Here is a 2,600-nt window from a genome sequence, read left to right as displayed (position 1 = left end):
GCGCGTCGCGGGCGTGACGACGTACGTAGAAACCGGCCCGGACGCCGCCCTGACCCGCGCGTACGTCCGCGGCCGCGTTGCCGCCGCCCTCGCCGCCTGACCCGGCCCACCGACGAGCCGCCGCCCCCGGGCCGCCCGGTCAGCCGACGAGCCCCAGCACCGGCCGCAGCCCGTCCGGCCGCTCGCCGACCGGCAGGTGGTCCACCGGGAAGTAGCCGCACCCCAGCGCCGCGGCGCCGCCGTCGGCGCGCCGGTCGTCGCCGACCATCAACACGTCCTCGGGCGCGTGCGCCAGCGCCTCGCACGCGGCCCGGAACAGCCGCGCGTCGGGCTTCTGCACCCCGTGCTCGTACGAGAGCGTGTACGCGTCCACGTGGTCATCGAGGCCGTGGGCGCGGAACACCGGCCGCGGGTCCCAGCCGATGTTGCTGACCACCCCGACCCGGACGTCGCGCTCCCGCAGCCCGCGCAGGACGTCTCCGGCGTCGGGGTACGGCTGCCACGCCGCCGGCGTCATGTGCCGTTCGTACAGCGCGTCGTACACCCCGTCGGGCCACGGCAGAGCCACCAGCCGGGCCAGGGCCGTGTACGCGGTCCGGTGCCGCTCCATGCTCCGGTCCCGGGTCCGCCACACCTCCGCCAGCGCTTCCGGTACCCACTCGGGGAACGCGCCGCCCGGCAGCGCGCCCGCGCGCTCCAGCGCGACGGCGTAGCGCGCGATCGCGGCGTCGCCGGCGCCGATCCCGGCGGCGTCGAGCACGGCGCGCAGCCAGCGCTCCGCCGGTTCGACGCGGAACAGGGTCCCGGAGAAGTCGAAGAGCACGGCCTTGGGGCTCATCCGCGTACCTCCGCCGGCTCCCTGTGCTCGGACGGTGCCCACGTGTCGTACGACGCCGCCGCGAGTGCCGCGACCGCGGCGCCCATCAGGGTGCCGCCCAGCACGTCGCTGGTCCAGTGCACCCCGAGCCACATCCGGGTGAAGGACACGCCCGCCGCGGACACGGCCGCCGCCGTCCACGCGGCGTACCGCAGGCCCGCGGGCACGCGGTCCGCGCGGCTCAGCACCCACAGCAGCAGGCCGCAGGCCAGCGCGACGGTCATGGCGTGGCCGGAGGGGAAGGCGGCGTGCGAGGCGGAGTCCACCGGGTCGCTCCACCGCGGGCGGTCGCGGCCGACCGCCGCCTTCAGGCCGTTCTGCAGCACCCAGCCCACCGCCACCGCGCCGGCGAGCCACAGCGGCAGCAGCCGCGCGCCGCGCCACAGCAGCCAGAGGATCACGGCCAGCATCAGCAGCCGCATCGTCACCGTGTCCCAGACCCAGTCGGTCAGCACCCGGTTCACCCGGGTCCAGCCGGACTCCGACACGGCGGCGGAGTGCAGCCGCCGGGCGATCCGCCCGTCGGCGTCCGTCAGCGGCTCCCAGGAGGCGATCACCGGCACCGCCAGCAGCACGCTGGCGAGCGTGAGGACGGCGGCGGTGACGCGCAGGGCGGGGGAGGAGGGGCGCGGTGCGGCGGCGGTCACGCGCCGACCCTACGCGAGCGCGCTGAGCCCGGGGCCGAAGGCGACCAGGAGCGGCACCGCGGGCGCCAGCAGCGCCGCGACGGTCAGCCGCAGCCGGCGGGCCGGGGTGAACCGCGGCGCCGCCGCCAGCAGCCGGTCGACGCGCTGCGGGAGGTGGCCGTGGTGGCCGTGGTGACCGGGGCCGGGGCCGAACACGCCGCGCTCCTCGTTGAGTTCGACCAGCGCGGTGGCGAACGTCATCCGGCCGAAGCGGCGCGACGCGGCGTCGTCGGCGGCCAGCTCGCACAGCCGGTGCACCTCGTCGCGGAACGCCCGGAAGACGGGCATGCGCGGCACGCCCGCGAGCGCCCCCGCGCAGTGCTGCAGCCAGTGGTGGCGGGCCCGGCTGTGCCCCTGCTCGTGGGCGAGCACGGCGTCGAGCTGGCGCCGCTTCAGCCGGCGCAGCGCGGCCGTGGTGATGACGAGCTGGGCCTGCCCGCCGGGCAGCCACCAGGCGTCCGGCCGCTCGCCCTCCAGCACCACCAGCCGTTCGGCGCCGGCGTCCTCGCCGGGCAGCAGCGGGGCGCGGCGGCGCAGCTCCTCGCGCCGCCGGCGGCGCTGCGCCCGGGCGGTGCGGACCTCGCGGACGAACATCACGGCCGTCCACAGCCCGCCGGCCGCCAGCGCCACGGCGAGCGCCGCGGCCCACGGGGCGCCGGTGGCGTCGCCGTACGCCTCCCGTACCGCGGCCGGCGCCGGGGCGAAGACCCCGCTGTGCACCTGCGCCCAGGCCACCGCGGCGCTCAGGGACATGGCGAGCCCGCAGCACAGCAGCACGGCGGCCACGACGCACTGCCACACCCACAGCGCGAGCACCGGCTCGCGGTCCGCCCACGCGGCGCGGGTCAGCAGCCGGGGCGCGACCGCGGCGGTGAGGGCGGCGAAGGCCAGCAGCGTGAGCGGGATCACCATGGGTTCAGCGTACGGAGCGGGGGCGCCGGCCGGTACGTGTGCGCCGGTGAAGTGACGGACGACACCGGGGAGTCAGAGGGCGAGGAGCATCGCGACCATGCCGGTGCCCAGGCAGACGCGGCAGG

General features: G+C 77.8%; 3 protein-coding genes. All 3 read right to left on the bottom strand.

Features of this window, described 5'->3' with window-relative positions; translation table 11 throughout:
• Positions 1-139: 139 nt before the first annotated feature.
• From ABD317_RS35705 to ABD317_RS35695, 3 genes are read right to left on the bottom strand one after another with little or no spacing between them, the layout of a single operon-like run.
• Complete coding sequence (locus ABD317_RS35705; RefSeq protein WP_344295992.1) at positions 140-838, bottom strand: HAD family hydrolase; 699 nt, start codon at positions 836-838, stop codon at positions 140-142.
• Entirely contained in the window at positions 835-1,524 is a 690-nt protein-coding gene (locus tag ABD317_RS35700; protein WP_344295989.1) for a phosphatase PAP2 family protein, read from the bottom strand. The genes ABD317_RS35705 and ABD317_RS35700 overlap by 4 nt, the downstream gene beginning before the upstream one ends.
• 9 nt (positions 1,525-1,533) lie before the next feature.
• A complete protein-coding gene (locus tag ABD317_RS35695) occupies positions 1,534-2,475 on the bottom strand; it encodes a M56 family metallopeptidase (protein WP_344295987.1) in 942 nt (313 codons plus the stop codon).
• Positions 2,476-2,600 lie beyond the last annotated feature (125 nt).

The organism is Streptomyces synnematoformans, from assembly GCF_039531005.1.
Taxonomy (GTDB): Bacteria; Actinomycetota; Actinomycetes; order Streptomycetales; family Streptomycetaceae; genus Streptomyces; species Streptomyces synnematoformans.
The sequence above is the reverse complement of the archived record's forward strand: the minus strand, read 5'-3'. Positions and strand labels throughout refer to the sequence as shown.

Excerpts from the sequence above, each read along its gene's own strand:
- ABD317_RS35695 (WP_344295987.1), bottom strand. The coding sequence starts at position 2,475 with ATGGTGATCCCGCTCACGCTGCTGGCCTTCGCCGCCCTCACCGCCGCG.
- ABD317_RS35705 (WP_344295992.1), bottom strand. The coding sequence starts at position 838 with ATGAGCCCCAAGGCCGTGCTCTTCGACTTCTCCGGGACCCTGTTCCGC.